Source organism: Paenibacillus sp. GM2FR, from assembly GCF_002803325.1.
Classification (GTDB): Bacteria; Bacillota; Bacilli; order Paenibacillales; family Paenibacillaceae; genus Paenibacillus_AQ; species Paenibacillus_AQ lautus.
Window position 1 is genome coordinate 443,384 of record NZ_MKZM01000009.1, and the last position, 16,609, is coordinate 459,992.

Here is a 16,609-nt window from a genome sequence, read left to right on the forward strand (position 1 = left end):
CCCCTATGTAAGCGTTATATCCTTTTATATACTTGGACTAATCATCTTAAGACGCTTCATCATTTTCGTATATTAAAAAGGGGGATTGACCATGAGACCAAAACGTAAAATAGGTCTTGTACTGCTGATGATGTCACTGGTCCTTGCAGCTTGCGGAGGCGGGCAAAGCAAGGAGCAGGCGGGGGGAAATGAGGGGAATCAAGAGAAGGTCAAGCTGACCATTTGGCATAACTTTGCCGGTGATGACCTGCGTGCCAAATCAGTCCGAAGTTTTATCGATCAGTTTGCTCAGGATCATCCTGAAGTTACGCTCGATGCACAAGCGATTCCGCCGGACGGTTACCGTCAACGTCTGAGCACCGTTGCGGCTGCGAATGAAATGCCGGATGTATTCTTTGTATATGCAGGAAGCCAGTCAGCCGAGCTTCATCAGGCGAAACTGCTTCAGCCGATTACAGAGGTGCTCGATGCTCATTCGGATTGGAAAGATAAATTCCTGCCGGGAGCGTTTGATCCATACGAGTTCGAGGACGGCCAGATCTACTCCGCTCCACTAGGCATGTCCGCAACTTCGATTCTCTACTACAACAAAGCAATGTTTGACAAACATAACGTAAAAGTTCCGACGACTTGGGAAGAAATGATGGCGGCGGTTAAAACGTTCAACGATAACGGCATTACGCCGATCGCGCTTGGAAACAAAGCACCATGGGTTGCGCAATCCACCATTATCGGATCGATTGCCGACCGTGTGACAGGCACCGAATGGTTCAAGAAAGCGGCAGCACAGGATGGCGCGAAATTCACCGATCCTGAGTTTATCGAAGCGCTTGGTTATTTCAAAGAACTCGTCGACAACAAAGCATTCCAAGAAGGTGCCAACAGCATCGACAACACGCAAGCCGAGCAGTATTTCATCCAAGGCAATGCAGCGATGATGATCAGCGGTGCATGGACACTCACGAACCTGGCGGCTTCTTCCTCGGAGGAGCAAATGAAGGATATTGAAGTCACTACGCTGCCTTCGATTCCTGGTGGTAAAGGTGAGGCTAACACCATCTCCGGCGGCGCTGGCGGCGGTCTGGCCCTTAGCAGCAGAACCGAAGGGAAAGCAAAAGAATTGGCGCTTGAACTGATTTATGCCGTGAGCGGACCGGAAGCGCAAAAAGCGATTGCCGAGAGCAACTCCATGGTCATGTACGATACCGAAATTGATGAGTCCAAAGTTACCTCCTTGTACTACAAAGCCTTTAACCTGGTGAAATCCACAGGCATTACGCCGGTATACGATGCTTATCTGTCTGCAGAAGCGGCTGAAGTCATCAACAACGGTCTGCAGGAAATTATGATGGGCGGTCCCGTCGAAGGTGTGGCCCAGAAGCTACAGGATGCGCAAGCCCGATCCGCTACTCCATAAGAAAAGGTTCACCACTGCATAAGGATTAGGAGGGAGGAGGCTGCCATGCCTACAGCAATGAGAAGCAAAGGATTTATAGCCATAGCTCTTCTTCCTGCGCTTCTGTTGTTTCTGATATTTGTCATTATTCCGGTCTTCTGGTCAGCATACTACGGATTTTTCAGTTGGAAAGGGTTCGGAGACGCCACCTTTATCGGCCTTGATAATTATAAAGAGATGTTCAAGGATCCGATCTTCTGGCGGGCGCTTCGAAACAACCTGATTCTGGTCGTATCATCCATTATCGGCCAGGTTCCAATCGCGTTGATTCTGGCTATTGTATTGTTCAAGAATTCGTTCTTCTCCAGGTTCATCCGGTCTGCCGTCTTCATGCCGATGGTTCTCTCCACGGTTGTCGTTGGTCTTATCTGGGGTTACATTTACCATCCTCAGTTCGGGATCGCCAACTATGTACTGGAGATGCTCGGTCTGGAGTCTTGGACCCGTGCCTGGCTGTCCGATCCAAAAGTCAATATGCTGGCGATATCGATCCCGATTAACTGGGCGAACATCGGCCCTTATCTGGTCATCTTTATCGCAGCACTGCAAAATATTTCACCGGAGATCCATGATGCGGCCAAAATCGATGGGTCCACCGGCTGGAACAAGCTGATGCAAATCACGCTGCCGATGATCTGGAGCACGGTTGTCGTAACCATTGTGCTCTGTATCTCGGGAAGCCTGAAAGCTTTTGACCATGTCATCGTCATGACGGGCGGCGGACCTGCGCAATCGACGGAACTGCTTGCTACTTATATGTACAACAGCACGTTCAGCGTGTACCGTTACGGTTACGGCTCCGCCGTCTCCACGATGATTATGATCGTCAGCGCCATTCTTATCGCGCTTAACTATTTCGCAACGCGCAGAAAGTCAAGTTAACATGAAGGAGGGAGCGATGTGAATTTACAGACGACCGGGACCGGAAGTGCCTCAGGGAAACGCGTCATCACGAAGGGGTTAACCGGGTTCGTAAAATTGCTGCTGATTGTGTATGCGATTCTTACGCTCTATCCCTTGTACTGGCTTTTTACGAGCGCGTTTAAATCGAATCAGGATTTTTTCACCAACCCTTACGGCTTGCCGAAGGAGTGGATGACCGAGAATTTATTCCGGGCTTGGGAGCTTGGAAATATGGGCAGAGCGATGCTGAATTCAACGGTTGTGACGATTACAGCCGTCGTTCTGACCATCCTGCTCAGTGTACTCGCGGCGTATGTACTGTCCAGATTCGAGTTTCGGTTCAAAAAGCTGGTGGTTGTGTTGTTTACGACCGGGCTGCTGATTCCGATTCACAGTACGCTGGTGCCCCTGTTTATTATGATGAAAAATATCGGCCTGCTCGACACGTACGGTGCGCTCATTCTGCCTTATACGGCATTTGAGCTGCCGATCGCAATATTCTTGGCGATGGCCTACATGTCATCCATTCCAAGAGAGATTGAAGAAGCAGCCATGATTGACGGCAGCGGCTGGTGGGGAATCTTCGGCAGAATGATTCTTCCGCTCTGTACGCCAATCGTGGCAACGATATCGATTCTGGCATTTCTCCGATTCTGGAATGACTTCTCCTTCGCACTCGTATTTATCAATACGCAGGCGCTGAAGACGCTGCCGCTCAGCTTGTCCTTATTCTCGGACGGCTTCGGCACGGATTACAGCTTGACGATGGGAGCGATGGCGATCGCGGTCATTCCAACGATCGTGGCCTATCTGATCCTGCAGGAGCAGATCATGAAGGGTATGGTGGCAGGATCCATCAAAGGTTAAATCGCCAGCACGTCCGATTTAAACGTAAAGTGGAGTTTGTCCTAAGGATAATCCACTTCATATTTGCCATGAAAAGCCTCTTCCGATGCATTCGGAAGAGGCTTTTTTAAGATATATCAGAAAGTATAAACTTCGAAGCTTGTGGCTTCCTGATATCGCAAGAAAAACTTCTTCTAACTGCGGTCTGTCATCTGTGCGGGTACGTCGATAGACGTTTTTCTTATTCGCTCGTGATCGTGGTAAGTCTGCGTTGCCAACCGAAAAAAATTCATGCACGATTTTCGGCTACGTCATGCAGGCAAAAGAAATATAATAGGAACACAAAGGTAAGGCACCTGATTTGTAATAGGAGAAGCACAGCACACATCATTATCGCCATATAGAGTGAACAAAAGATACAGGGAGGAACCAAACATGATATCAGCCGCGAACCAACAGGAATATTACCAGGCGCTGCTGGATAAGAAAACCGAGTACGAAGGTGTCTTTTACGTGGGTGTGAAGACAACCGGTGTATTCTGCCGCCCGACATGTCCAGCGAGGAAACCCAAAATCGAGAACTGCGAATTTTATGAGACGGCTGAAGAAGCGCTGCTTGCTTCCTTCCGTCCCTGTAAACGATGCCGTCCGCTTTCGCATCCCAATCAGGTATCGGAACTTGTCCGGCTGCTTGTAGACGCGGTAGAGGAGAATCCGGAGAAAAGATGGACCAACCAGGACTTTCAGAAGTTGTCCGTGGATGCCTCAACGGCAAGACGCCAATTCAAAAAGCGGTTTGGGATGACGTTTGTCGAATATGCACGGGCACGGCGGATGGGACTTGCCCTGAAGCAAATCCGGGAGGGGCATACCGTCATGGATGCGCAGCTGTCAACCGGTTATGAGTCCAGCAGCGGATTCCGGGACGCCTTTTCGCGGATTATGGGCGCAGCGCCTACCCGGCCCGGGCATCACCATGTTTTAAAAGCATCATGGCTCGACACGCGTCTAGGACCGATGATGGCCATCGCAGATGAAGAAGCGCTGTATTTGCTTGAATTCGTAGATCGCCGGGGCTTGGAGCGTGAGGTTGAACGTCTAAGGGTGAGAACCAAGTCGGCAATCATTCCGGGTTACACAGCCCCGATCCGCTCGATTGAGCTTGAACTCGGCGCGTATTTTAATGGGGAATTAACGGAATTCAAAACACCCTTGTTCCTGTTGGGATCGCCATTTCAAAAAGAAGTATGGGACCAGCTGCTGCAGATTCCGCCTGGGCAAACATCTTCGTACGGCGAGATCGCAGCAACGATGGGAAGACCCACCGCCTATCGTGCCGTTGCCCAAGCGAATGGCGCCAACCAGCTCGCAATCGTCATCCCATGCCACCGCGTGATCAATACGAGCGGCGAATTGGGCGGATACGGCGGAGGACTATCCCGTAAACAATGGCTCTTAAATCACGAGAAATCCATGAGTGCCGCAAGAATACATGAATGTTAGACTTTAGTCGTAAAAGACGGTCTTACCTATAGGTAAGACCATTTTTGTATAGATCAAACCGTCGTTCGTACGAGGTATTCAGATGCGAAATCTTTAAAATAGAGAATATATCAACATCTGATAAGGGAGCGTGAACCTCGTGACGGAGCAAGAGCGATTACCTGAATGGGCCACCGATTATTTGCAATATATTCAAGTTCCGGTAAAGGAACCTTCATTGGAATATTTGACTGAAATTTGCACCGCGCATCATCAGCGGATTCCTTTCGAGAACATGACCACGTTGCTGCAGTATCAAGAGTATCATCAAAAAGGCAGGCTGGAGCAGAATGAGCGGAGGTTTGTAAATCAGCTTTGGCAGCTGAATGCGGGAGGTACTTGTTATATGATCAACAGCAGTCTTCATCAGCTGTTGAACCAGCTTGGTTTCCAAACCCGTTATACGTTGCTGGGCGGAGGGCATGTTGGATTGCTTGTTCGTCTGCCCAACGAAAGCGAAGAAGTGTACGTGGATTGTGGAAACTCCGCACCTTTTTTCGAACCCGTTCGTTTGGAGACCGATCCCGATCATGTTTCCCGATATGCCGGGATTGAAGTCAGATTGCGCCAAGGGGATGAACCCGGAACGTATACGTACTATCGGTATGTGGATGGTCGGCTGCTGACAGAATTGGTTTGGTCGTTCGATACGAGGAAAACGTATCAATTCGATGATTTCCAACCGGCCATTGCTGCCTATTTTAAACCGAATGATCTCTTCACCTCTACATTACGCTGTCAGCTGTGGCAATTGGATCAGCAGCGCTCGCTGTCTCTGGTCGACAATGTGCTGAGTATCCGGCATGCAAACGGGAAGGTGGAAAAGCGTATTTTATCCGATCTCAGCGAGTTGCGAGAGGTCATCGATCAGGAGTTTCATCTTCCCAAGCTGCCTGTTGAAGATGCTGTGAAGGTTCTGCAGGAACTCGGATATGATATTTTTAAGGGAAACGTTATAACGAATTCCTTGGAGTAGATCGTTAGAAACATACACATCATTCTGTCGATAAGTCGCCCCCTGGTTTGATCGTGGAACGATTGGAATGAGTACGACTCTATCTGTTACAGATATGCTACAATCTAACTAGTTATAGCGCTCGTGACTTCATTCAGCGGTGACTCCAATATACAATTAACCCGAAAAATACGGCGCTCAGATGGAGGTTAGAGATGAATCTCACCAACAATAAGAGTTACGTATTTTTCTGGTTAGCCTCCACCATTTCATATTTTGGCACGTATATAACCACACTTGCTCTCCAAGTGCTGGTGGTGGTTAACCTGGAAGGCAGTACCGTTGATGTGGGCTGGATCAATTCCTCGAGGTGGCTACCCTATGTGCTGCTGGGATTGGTGGCGGGAGTGATTATTGATCGCGTCAGTCGTCGGAACATCCTGGTACTGACCGATTTGGGACGGGGGATCTTGCTCGTAGCGATTTGCCTACTGGCATTGTTCGATGGAATCCATGTGGGCATTCTGATGATCATCATGATACTCTTCGGGACGATGTCGTTATTCAATGATGCTGCATCTCAATCTATTGTGCCCCAACTCGTGCCGAGAAGGTTGTTATTGCCCGCTTATGCACGGTTGGAGCAAAGCGCAGCCGTTGCGGAAACCAGCGGCCCCGCAGCTGCCGGTTTATTAGTCTCCGTCATTACCGCTCCGTTTGCCATCTTGGTTAACGCAGCTTCGTATCTGTTTTCAGGGCTGGTTATGGCTTTCATTAAACATCAGCCCATGCAGGAAAAGGCCTCGAATGAACGCATAGTTGAATTGGTAAAGGAAGGATTGCGCTGGGTTTACCGGCATCCGTTTCTTAGCACGCTGGCACTCAATACCCATGTGTGGTTTCTATTTAACAGTATGCTGGGTACGGTGCTGGTAACTTACGCTCTCACCGAATTAGGGTTTAGCGCGTCAACCCTGGGACTGGTCATGACATCAGCCGGGATTGGCGCTGTTATAGGCACGACGTTATCAACCCGGGTCAGCAAGCGATTTGGAATAGGTCGCAGCATCACGTATGCCAGACTTTTGTATGCACCTGCGGTCCTGTTCATGGTTCTGGCACCATCCACTGACGACGGTAATCTGTCGATTCAGACCTTCCTCTTGATCGGATTTGGGCAACTGTTTTATGGATTTGCATTAGGCATTGAGGGTCCGATTGAGATGGGTTACCGGCAGACGATCACACCTGCACACTTGCATGGGCGTATGAATGCCACCATGAGGTCTATCAACCGCAGTATGATCGTTATTGGAGCGCCTCTGGGTGGCTTAATCGCTGATGTATATGGATTTCGCACTGCATTAGGCGTTGTTATCACCGGACTGGCTGTAGTCGGAGTTTGGTTCGTGTTCTCACCGATGCGGGCTGCCCGGATGGATGATACGACGGATGTGAGTAATTAGATCGATACGATCTGCACAGTCATTGTGCGTTACCTATGGAAATTTAGTGCTCCTTCGCACGATTTCAATTTCAAGCACACGCAGTACGGTTCAGCAGGTACGAAAGAGAGGGAAAGACGAGATGATGGTTTCGATTCTAGCCTTGGCAGCTGCCGTTTCCGGAGGCATTGTCGCTTCAGGAGCAGGTGTGGCTATTTTGGTCGGATTTGTATTCTTTTTGATCGGCTTTTCCGGAAAAAAAGGGAGACGGCCGAATTTCCTGGCTCCGGACGGGCTCAAGGTTATCGGCACGCTTTTGATTGTGGCCGTGTTCATGGTGTTGGCTTATTCCTGTACCTTGACCAGCGGCTCGCTGATCCGTTTTAACGGGATGGACCCTGTCTTGCAATACGAGCAAGGAAAGAAACTGCTGCTTATCGGAATAGTCTCCGCTGCATGGTTTGTCGCCAGCTTCCTCTGGCTGCTCCCGTACGCGGTCGAGATCAAGCCGCGGGAGTGGAATCGCAATCATCTGGTATGGGTCTGCGTTTATTTCATGCTGGTCTTCGCTGCCGCCGGGGCCGCGATGCTATGAATGGATGTGGCCGGAAAAAGCAGTTGGAGCATATTTCGAGTTACTAAAGTGCAAAGCAGCCTAGTTCCTGCCTTCAAGGATGAGCATGGGCTGCTTCTTTATATTATAGAAGAAAAAAATCATCGGGGGCTTTTCTCCTGGCCCGGCCTTGCCGGCACCGTTGCCGTTTCCCTGAATTTGACCGGGGACATGCCATAGTTGGCTCGGAATACTCGGTGAAAATAGGAGTAGCTTGCGAAGCCGCAGGTTTCCGCGATTTCCTCCAGCGTCATCGTGCTGTATTTGATACGCTCGACGGCTGCGTTCAGCCTGATCTCCAAGGCATACTGAATCATGGTTTTTCCGTAATACTCCTTGAACAGTTTAACCGCCCGGGATAAGCTGAGCCCGACATGGGAAGCAGCCTCCTCCAGTTTGAAGGTTAGGGTGGCGTGCTCCTCCACGAATCGCTTCAGCCGCAGGGCGGTGAAGGCAAGGCGATCGGTCGGCTTGATCTCGGAAATGGCGCGGTCCAGGCAGAGGCAGAGACTGCGCAGCAGGTAGTCGGTCAGCTCCCCGATTTCCCCTTCAAGTCCGCGCCGCTTCTCCAGCAGCATCTGTCTCCACAGACCCAGCAAATAATCGTCGAGCCCGACGTGACTGACGACAGGGCGGGAAATCCGATTCCACCAATCATCAATCCAGGAGCCATCGCAGAATATAAAATAATCCCCGCTGGACACGCGGCCATCTTCGCCGTCTTCCTTCACACGCAGCTCGTATTCATCGCCGGGCTTCAGCAGCAGCAGGTCGCCTGCCTGCACGTGGTGCTCGATGCCGTTGCAGTAGATTTCGCAGGAGCCTTCGGTTTGGAGGCGGAACAGATAAGTTGTCAATCCGCCCCGATGGCTGTTGCTGAATTGCTGAAAGTGATAGGAATAGTCGCAAATGAGCAGCCTTGCTTCCATAATGGTAACAACCCCCAGTAAAAATATAAGCAGATAGTTCATGTTGCAGCAATATTGTTTATGTTCATTTTAGCCTATTTGCATGTATGATAGTAGCAGATAGAGCAGTAACTCATTTTTGGAATCGAGGTGCGCTATAATGAGAAGAATGAACATTGGTTTGCAAATGTATACGCTGCGCGATGAAACGGCACAGGATTTCCGCGGTACGCTCCGCAAAGTGGCTGAATTGGGTTATGAAGGCGTGGAATTCGCAGGGTATGGAGACATTCCAGCCGAGGAAATGAAAACGCTTCTTCAAGAGCTTGGCCTGAAAGCGATCGGCAGTCACGTAGGCCTGCATCTGCTTCGTGCAGATCTGCAGAAGGAAATTGATTACCTGAAAACCATTGGCGCTAAATATATGATGTGTCCATATGTAGCCGAAGAAGATCGTAAAGATGCCGAGGATTGGAAGAACCTCTTCTCCTTCCTGGAGGAAGTAGGGGCTGAAGCTCGCAAGCAGGGATTGATCTTTGGATATCATAACCATGCATTTGAATTCGAAGCCGAGGTCGATGGCCAGTTCGTCTTTGATGCGATGTATTCCGCAACGACGCCGGAAGCCGTGCAAGTGGAGATGGACGTATGCTGGGTACAATTCGCCGGACAAGATCCGCTTGCCTACATTCCGAAATACGCTGGACGTCTTCCGCTGCTTCACCTGAAAGACTTCAGCAAGGATGCGGAAGGCAACATGAAGACGCTGGAGCTGAGCCAAGGCTCGGTTAACCTGCCAGGTGTCATTCAGGCTGCATCCGACGCAGGCACGGAGTGGCTGATCGTCGAGCAGGACGTATGTCAGAATCCGCCGCTGGTAAGCGTGGAGAACAGCATGAACTGGCTGAAGCAGAACTACCTGAACCAATTTTAATCTATTAGCACAAAGGAGACTTTCAATGAGTAAAATTAAAGTGGCTGTGTTTGGCTGTGGCGCAATCGCCCAGCGCAGACATATTCCTGAATATGCGAACAATGCTAACGTGGAGCTGGTTGCTTTTGCCGATCCGGTAAAGGAACGCGCTGAAGAGATGGCAGCCCAGTATGGCGGTAAAGCCTATACAGACTATCAAGAACTGCTGAAGAACGAGAAGCTCGACGCCGTTAGTGTATGTACGCCGAACTATCTGCATGCTCCAATGAGCATCGCGGCTGCGAATGCCGGCCTTCATGTGCTGGTGGAGAAGCCGATGGCAACAACGGCTGAAGAGGGAGAGCAAATGATCGAGGCAGCCCGCAAGAACGGGGTGTACCTGATGGTCGGCCACAATCAGCGTCTCATGCCTCCGCACGTAAAAGCGAAGGAAATTCTGGATTCCGGCAAACTCGGAAAGGTGCTTACCTTCCGTACTTCCTTCGGCCACGGCGGTCCGGAGAGCTGGAGTCTGGACGGACGAGACAGCTGGTTCTTCCGCAAAGAAGAAGCGATTATGGGCGCGATGGGCGATCTCGGCGTGCATAAATCCGACTTTATCCGTTATTTGCTGAACGATGAAATCGTGGAAGTGGCCGGTTTTATCGGTACGGTCCATAAAGAAGGAACTGATGTGGACGACAACGCGACTTGCATCGTTCGCATGAAGAGCGGGGCCGTGGGCACGCTGATGGCAAGCTGGACGCATTACAGATCCGGCGATAACGGAACGGTATTGTGGTGCGAGAAAGGTGCCATGAAGATCGGTACCGTTAACGGTGACGAGGTGGTTGTGGAGCTGACCGACGGTACGGTGGAAACTTACAAGGTCGGCGCCATGGCAACTAATGAGAAGCAGGTTCCGAGCGGCGTCATCGACGCTTTTGTCGAATCCATTCTCACCAACACGCCTCCTAGCATTTCCGGTGAGGAAGGACTGCGTTCCTTGAACGTGATCCTGGGTGCATTCGAGTCCCAAGAGACCGGTAAAATCGTGAAGCTGTAATAAATGAGTGTAGAGGGAGGCCGTACGCGTACGGCTTCCCTTTGGTGTATACAGGATAGTAAAGCATGATTTCGGGAAACAAAAACCTATAAAAAAGGGCCGCTCTGCCATCTTCATGGAGAGCGGCTTTTTCGTATAAAGATTTTACTCGGCCCTTCGTGTTTCCCGATACATCCCATCCAATTTGATGCTGTCTCCATCCTCCACGACGGGGATAAAGATCGGCCGTTCATCCGGCGTCCGGTTCGGGGTATGCACGGTCAGCATCAGCTCCCCCTCCCAAGTACGGAACACCATGCCGTGCCCGCCGTCGCTGGAATATAAGGGTTCGGGCTCTTGAAGCCAAGGCTCGCATAGCTTGCCGGTTGGCGACTTGGCAACGCCGAGCGCGTATCGGCCATCCACAAAGCTGGCCCATACCATGAGCAGACTTCCCGACGTTGTCCGGAACAGAAACGGGCCGTCCGTCACATAGTTGCCCGATCCGGGAAAGCGGGGCGAGTGGAACGGCGTGGCCCAATCGGCCTCGGAGGCGCAAAACAGGGTCACGGGCTCCGAGGCGGCCTCTGTGAGATCGGGACTCAGGCGCATGGCGCAGATCTCACCGTCGCCGACCTGCTGCCACTCGTGGCAGAACACCATCCACGGCTGATCCGCTTCGTCCATATACAGCGTGCCGTCCAGGGAACTCCAGTCGGCGGGGGTCACCGGCCCCTCGCTATGGAGGGAGAAAGGGCCTGTCGGCTCATCTGCCGACAGGACCGCGGTGCCCAGCCGATCGTTATCTTTTCGGCGGAAGGTGGCAAACATGATGTATCGCCCATGGTACGGGTAGACTTCCGGCGCCCAGAAGTTCACGTCAGCGAAGAAATCGTCCGGTTTGCGAAAGACCGTATAAGGGCCTTCCCAATCGCTTAGATCCCGGCTTATATAGACATCGAAGCCGGTTCCTTCTCTCCATATATTTTTGTCGGTGCTGCCGTACATATAGTATATTCGTTGTTCCGGATCAGGCAGTACGTAGGGGTCCCGCAGCTGAATGTCTCCAGTTTTCATGCGTAAGCGTTCACCTCCTTCAATTTAACGATAGGAAGGATAGATGATGCCGATATCCCTCTCCGTCTTCAAATCTCCGTCTGAATACAGCTGCATTTCATTGCCTTTGATCCGGATCGGTATGGACGTGCCTTGATAGCGAAGCTCGCCTTCAATGGTGCGCACGCTCATGCCGATCACGCCCTCCAATTGTCCGCTGCGGTCCGTGACCAGCCGAATCCCGGCGGGGCCTTGAATATGAACGCGGCCTTCCCGGAATACGGTAACGTTGTCCGGGGTATTCACCAGTTCGTAGTGCAGCCCGTTCACGGTTCGGCCATATGCCGTGTTTCCGGCAACTTCTTCGCCATGGTCCATGTCGACCGGGAGCAGTCCCGTAAACCACAGCCGATTCGATCCGATCGGCATGATGCCGCAGAGTCGTTCCACGTAATCCAGCAGACACAGAATGGAAGGGGAATACGTCTCGGTAAAGCCCTCTTCACCGGTCCAGGGGCTCAAGGTTTGCGAGAAGCGTTTCGCCTTGGACAAGGCGGAAAGAATCGGCTGCAGTACCCAGGTCAGCTCGACATAGCGATGGTGATGTTCAAAGGCGTGCGGCGCCCGGATCAAGCTCAAGAAATTGGACGGACCGCCCCAGCTGTTATAAGAGGAGGATGGATCGAACCGCGGATCGTCCATCGCCAGGGACGTAAACGGATATTTGGCGAAGAATTTGCTCGTATTCAGCAAATACCGGCGCAGCATGTCGTCAAACAGCCCGCGGTCGCCCACTTCGCAGGCCATCACGCGCAGCAGCACGTCGGATTGAACCCTGACCAGCTCGTCGTTCCGATCCCGGTCGTAGAAGAATTGATCCTCCTCGTCATAACAGTAGCGGAGGAGGTTATCCAGGCTGGCTTCGGCTTTGGCCCTCCAATCGGCTCCGGATTCGCCGAGCTCTTCAGCCATGCGGGCCAAATACAGGCGCTGGCAGTAGATGTTGGCGGTCAAATCCGGTGCCAGGAAGGGCAGCACCGGGGAGTCCGGGTGGAAGGCAGCGGCATCATTCCTATAGGGCGTATCCGGAACATGCCAGAACCTGGGCGACAGATCATGCCCGGTATCAAAGGTGCTGAAAGCCTCCACGCAGCCGGTCCCCCGGCTGTTGCGGTAACGCGCGATCCAGTCGTCGTAACGCGACATGGCTTGGTACATGGTCTTCAGGAAGGGGAGATCCCTTCCATGAAGCTCGTAGTGGTTCCAGACGCAGCGTGCCAGCGGCGTGACGAGCTGGATCTGGCGGAACGACGGTCCGTTCTCCGTCAGTTTATAAGGGAGCAGCCCATCCTCTCTTTGCTGATCCGCAAACGCCAGGTAGGTTGTTTTCGATACCGAGGGGATCAGTCGCGATAGCAGTTCCGCGTTGATGGTGCCGGTGCTCTCCAGCCAGCAGCCGAGGTAGATTCCTCCTTCTTGCAGAATCGGATCGCTGCCGTTCATCGGCACGATGCAGGCCAGCAGCTTCTCCAGTGCGGTATAATAAGCTGCTTCCAGCTGTCCGCCCGCTGCCGCGAATCGGACGCCTGTGGCCTGCCATTCCTGCAGCAGCTTCCAGTCTTCCGGTTTGCCCGTCTGCACCTGATCCCGTATCGAAATCCGGCGCAGCCGGTCCAGCATAGCTTCTGTCATGTCCGCCTCCTTGAAAGCTTGTTATTGATTCGATTCAAATATGCGCACGGTGCCGTTGTAGAAGTCCGCAACGGCCTGCTCGACGTTTTTCCGGCCGAAACCGATCTCCTGGGTCGTCGTCTGGGCCAGCTTGGAGAACTCGGCGAATCCCGGCGGATTATAACTCACGTCAAAAGGCTCGGTCTTCGTGGCTTCCGATACGAGGCTCGTATAATTGTACACAATCTCCTCCACAGGACCCGCTTCCTCCTGGAGCAGGTTGCGATTGGCTTCCGTTACCGGCACGCCGCGGTCGTTGCCGAGGATTTTGGCCGCTTCGGGATCGTTGATCCAGAAGTCCATAAGCGTAGCGACTTCCTTCGGATGCTTGGTGTTGGCATATCCGGATAGTCCTTGGCTGGACTCGAATACCACGCCCGTACCCTTCGGACCTCTTGGTACCGGATGGAGAATGAGCGGATCTTCCGTCAGGCTCTGGAACGCAGCCAGCTGATTGGAAGGGAGGAGGCTCATGGCGGCTTTGCCCGTAATCAACAATGATTTGCTGGTATCATCGTGCGGATTGGACACCTGAAGTTCAGGCGTAACGACACCGCCGGCCTTCGAGGCCTGCTCCCAATACTCGAACCATTCCTGAATGTCTTCCTTCGCGAAGCCGAGCTTTCCGTTCTCCATATCATACAGCTGTTTTCCGCGCTGCTTCAGGAAGATATCCATTCCGTCGACGGTGAAATTATAGGTGCCGTATACGCCGTCGCCGAGCTTGTCGGACAGTTCTTTGCTGATGGCGGCAAATTCCTCCCAATCCCAATCCTGCTCCGGCAGAGGAATGCCTGCCTTTTCAAACAGCGCCTTGTTGATGACGATTCCCCGGGCGTTTGCGCCGGCCGAAATATGCTGCAGCTTCCCGTCCAGCCGGCCGTATTCCACCATGGTGGCATCCATGCCGTCCAGTTTCAGTTCGCTGCCGACATACGGATCCAGGTTCAGCAGCACATCTTTTTTGGCATAGTCCACCACGTTTCCGCCCAGGAAGAAGATATCCGGGGCGGTGCCGGAAGCGAGCTGGGTGTTCAGCTTATCGAAATATCCGGAGGAAGGCGAGAATTCGCCGACGATTTTGATGTTCGGGTGTTTGTTCTGGAACACCTTCAGGGCTTCGTTCGTAATATCGGCCCGTTTCTGGTCGCCCCACCACATCAAACGCAGCTCGACCTGGCCGGTCGGCTCAGCCCCTGCGTTCGTACTCCCGGCTTCTCCCGTGTGATCCGTTCCGGAACAGGCGGTGACGAATAACAGGAGTGAAGCCAACATTCCAACGAAACATTTTTTCAACATGGATAATCCCCCAGTCTAATCATAATTGGTTCATTTGCAGCATGACTTCGCACGACAGAGCTTCTGAGACTATTTCAGGCCGGTCGTGGCAATGCCTTCGAGAAAATACCGTTGAAACACCAGAAAGATGATTGTCACAGGCAGCAGCGACAGCGTGGACATGGCGAGCAGCGCCCCCCAATCCGATTGCCCCGAAGGATCGAACAGGGATCGGATCCCCAGCTGTACGGTGAATAAATCAATCTTGCTTAAATAGATCATCTGGCTGAAGAAGTCGTCCCAGCTCCAGATGAAGGTGAAGATGGCCGTCGTAATCAGTGCAGGAACGAGAAGCGGCACCACGATGCGGAAGAAGATCTGCGATTGTCCGCAGCCGTCAATGGTCGCGCTCTCGTCCAGCTCCCGTGGAATGCCGCGGATGAACTGAACCATCAGCAGAATGAAGAAGGAGTCATGCGCCAGCCATTTGGGCAGAATGAGCGGAAAATACGTATTGATCCAATGAAGTTCGTTATACAGAATGTATTGGGGCACGAGCGTCACGTGGTAAGGCAGCATAATCGTCACCAGCATGATGCTGAACCACAGGCCTTTGAACTTAAACTTCAATCTGGAGAAGGCATAGGCTGCAAGGGAACAAGAGACGATGTTCCCGATGACACTCATGACCGAGATCAGCACGGAGTTGCCGAAGAATCGGCCGAAGGAAATGCCCTGAAGTCCGCTCCAGCCGTTCACGTAATGATCCAGCGTGAAGGCAGTCGGAATGAGGCTGCTGTTGGTAAAGATGAGATGATTCGGTTTAAATGAGCTGAAGACGAGCCACAGCACCGGATACAGCATGAGCAGGCCGAGGAGGATAATGGCGGCATGCCTCCCGGCTTGAACCAGTTGTCGCTTAAGCGGCATATCCATTACCTCCCTTCCTGGTTATCCCCGTAGAAGACCCAAAATTTTGATGTAAGAAAAACAATTCCGGTGAACACCCCGATGATGACCAGCATGATCCATGCCAGGGCCGAGGCATAACCCATATCGAAGAACGAGAAGCCTTTCAGATACAGATACAAGGTGTAGAACATCGTGGCGTCGAGTGGTCCTCCCCGCCCGTCCCCGATGACGTAGGCGGGCGTGAAGGCTTGGAACGAATTAATCATGCTCATGATCAGGTTGAAAAAGATAACGGGTGACAGCATCGGCAGCGTAATGCCGAAGAACTGGCGGATCTTTCCGGCACCGTCTACGCCGGATGCTTCATATAAATCCGTCGGAATCTGTTTCAGACCGGCAAGGAAGATAACCATGGCCGATCCGAACTGCCAGACGGACAGCGTGATAATCGTATACACCACATAGTCGGGGTGGGCGATCCACGAGGGGCCCGTGATGCCGAACCAGCCGAGGAACTGATTGACCAGTCCGCTGCCGTCAAAGATTTGGCGCCAGACGATGGCAATGGCAACGCTACCTCCCAATAGGGAGGGAATGTAATATACGGTCCGGTAGATGCCGAGTCCGCGTATGCCCTTGTTCAAGGCCATGGCGATCAGCAGCGCGAACGCAAGTCTCACCGGCACGGATAAGAACACGTAGTAGAATGTCAGCCACAAGGATCTTTGAAACGTATCGTCTTCGGTAAAAATCTGAACATAATTGCTGAGTCCGGTCCAAGTCGGCGATGACAGCAGGTTGAATTTGGTCATGGATAAGTACAGCGATGCAATCATCGGCCCCAGCGTCAGACAGAAGAAACCGATGAGCCAAGGCAGAAGAAACAAGTAGGCTGTCTTATTCTGCTGGCCGTATAAGGGCTTGGACAGCTTTCTCATAATGTGCCTCCCTTCAGGATGGATGAGAATGGGCGGTTACCTTGTGGATTGAAGCCGCTTACAATAGT

General features: G+C 52.1%; 15 protein-coding genes. 9 read left to right on the plus strand and 6 right to left on the minus strand.

Annotated elements, in window-relative coordinates; all coding sequences use genetic code 11:
• Positions 1-91 precede the first annotated feature (91 nt).
• The 7 genes from PAEVO_RS23015 to PAEVO_RS23045 all read left to right on the plus strand — a co-directional run bounded on the left by PAEVO_RS23015 (position 92) and on the right by PAEVO_RS23045 (position 7,742).
• Complete coding sequence (locus PAEVO_RS23015) at positions 92-1,417, plus strand: extracellular solute-binding protein (RefSeq protein WP_100539857.1); 1,326 nt, start codon at positions 92-94, stop codon at positions 1,415-1,417.
• Positions 1,418-1,462: 45 nt separating this feature from the next.
• A complete protein-coding gene (locus PAEVO_RS23020) occupies positions 1,463-2,338 on the plus strand; it encodes a carbohydrate ABC transporter permease (protein WP_076322415.1) in 876 nt (291 codons plus the stop codon).
• Between the two features lie 18 nt (positions 2,339-2,356).
• Positions 2,357-3,226 (plus strand): carbohydrate ABC transporter permease, encoded by an 870-nt coding sequence (locus PAEVO_RS23025; protein WP_071219105.1) that lies wholly within the window; start codon positions 2,357-2,359, stop codon positions 3,224-3,226.
• Between the two features lie 414 nt (positions 3,227-3,640).
• A complete protein-coding gene (locus PAEVO_RS23030) occupies positions 3,641-4,708 on the plus strand; it encodes a bifunctional transcriptional activator/DNA repair enzyme AdaA (protein WP_100539858.1) in 1,068 nt (355 codons plus the stop codon).
• A 139-nt stretch (positions 4,709-4,847) separates the two neighbouring features.
• A complete protein-coding gene (locus PAEVO_RS23035) occupies positions 4,848-5,723 on the plus strand; it encodes an arylamine N-acetyltransferase (protein ID WP_165789738.1) in 876 nt (291 codons plus the stop codon).
• Between the two features lie 194 nt (positions 5,724-5,917).
• Entirely contained in the window at positions 5,918-7,168 is a 1,251-nt protein-coding gene (locus PAEVO_RS23040; protein ID WP_100539860.1) for an MFS transporter, read from the plus strand.
• Positions 7,169-7,289: 121 nt separating this feature from the next.
• Entirely contained in the window at positions 7,290-7,742 is a 453-nt protein-coding gene (locus PAEVO_RS23045) for a hypothetical protein (protein WP_243390907.1), read from the plus strand.
• A gap of 119 nt (positions 7,743-7,861) precedes the next feature.
• Here the strand turns inward: PAEVO_RS23045 and PAEVO_RS23050 are convergent, their stop codons facing one another.
• Positions 7,862-8,689, minus strand: coding sequence for a helix-turn-helix domain-containing protein (locus PAEVO_RS23050; RefSeq protein ID WP_100539862.1), 828 nt, complete (start codon positions 8,687-8,689; stop codon positions 7,862-7,864).
• Positions 8,690-8,828: 139 nt separating this feature from the next.
• Here PAEVO_RS23050 and PAEVO_RS23055 point away from each other — a divergent pair, with 139 nt between their 5' ends.
• The gene (locus PAEVO_RS23055) at positions 8,829-9,602 is read left to right on the plus strand and encodes a sugar phosphate isomerase/epimerase family protein (RefSeq protein WP_100539863.1); all 774 of its coding nucleotides are present in this window, start codon (positions 8,829-8,831) and stop codon (positions 9,600-9,602) included.
• 25 nt (positions 9,603-9,627) lie between these two features.
• Positions 9,628-10,647: a Gfo/Idh/MocA family protein gene (locus PAEVO_RS23060; protein WP_071222294.1), complete on the plus strand. Its 1,020-nt coding sequence runs from the start codon at positions 9,628-9,630 to the stop codon at positions 10,645-10,647.
• A 144-nt stretch (positions 10,648-10,791) separates the two neighbouring features.
• Here the strand turns inward: PAEVO_RS23060 and PAEVO_RS23065 are convergent, their stop codons facing one another.
• The 5 genes from PAEVO_RS23065 to PAEVO_RS23085 all read right to left on the minus strand — a co-directional run bounded on the left by PAEVO_RS23065 (position 10,792) and on the right by PAEVO_RS23085 (position 16,541).
• A complete protein-coding gene (locus tag PAEVO_RS23065) occupies positions 10,792-11,703 on the minus strand; it encodes a glycoside hydrolase family 43 protein (protein ID WP_100539864.1) in 912 nt (303 codons plus the stop codon).
• A gap of 24 nt (positions 11,704-11,727) precedes the next feature.
• Positions 11,728-13,374, minus strand: coding sequence for an MGH1-like glycoside hydrolase domain-containing protein (locus PAEVO_RS23070; protein ID WP_100539865.1), 1,647 nt, complete (start codon positions 13,372-13,374; stop codon positions 11,728-11,730).
• Positions 13,375-13,395: 21 nt separating this feature from the next.
• Complete coding sequence (locus tag PAEVO_RS23075; protein ID WP_100539866.1) at positions 13,396-14,712, minus strand: ABC transporter substrate-binding protein; 1,317 nt, start codon at positions 14,710-14,712, stop codon at positions 13,396-13,398.
• A 69-nt stretch (positions 14,713-14,781) separates the two neighbouring features.
• The gene (locus PAEVO_RS23080) at positions 14,782-15,621 is read right to left on the minus strand and encodes a carbohydrate ABC transporter permease (protein ID WP_012818681.1); all 840 of its coding nucleotides are present in this window, start codon (positions 15,619-15,621) and stop codon (positions 14,782-14,784) included.
• Between the two features lie 5 nt (positions 15,622-15,626).
• Entirely contained in the window at positions 15,627-16,541 is a 915-nt protein-coding gene (locus PAEVO_RS23085; protein WP_100539867.1) for a carbohydrate ABC transporter permease, read from the minus strand.
• Positions 16,542-16,609: the final 68 nt, after the last annotated feature.